Annotated in this window: 1 pseudogene; it reads left to right on the top strand. The window is 58.4% G+C overall.

Going from position 1 to position 389, the window contains the following annotated elements:
* Positions 1-231: pseudogene (locus tag AC1D0P_RS31375) on the top strand (sugar ABC transporter permease); the annotation flags it as partial.
* Positions 232-389: the final 158 nt, after the last annotated feature.

Raw genomic sequence — 389 nt, 5'->3', positions numbered from 1 at the left:
GTGCTACTGCGCACCGTCTGGGTGTCGAATTTCGCCGACCTGATCGTGGTGATGACGGCCGGCGGCCCGGCTGACCGGACACAGATCGTCGCGAGCTACATCTTTACCCAGGCCTTCCGGCGGCTCGATTTCGGCTATGCGTCGGCGATCGCGCTGGTTTTGCTGATCCTGCTGCTCGCCTATTCCATGCTGATCATTCTGCTCAGGCAGATGCTTCTGAACAAGGATTGAGCCGATGAACACGCGATTGATCCTTCCCAATATCCTTCATCGCCTGGCGCTGCTCTGCTATATCGCCTTCGCGCTCTTCCCGCTCTTCTGGCTGCTGAAAGTGTCGGTGACTCCGGACAACCTGCTTTATACCGAAGGTGTCAGGATGTGGCCCTCGC

It is taken from the genome of Polaromonas sp. P1_G2, from assembly GCF_056405515.1.
This window is presented reverse-complemented; position numbering and strand designations above follow the sequence as displayed.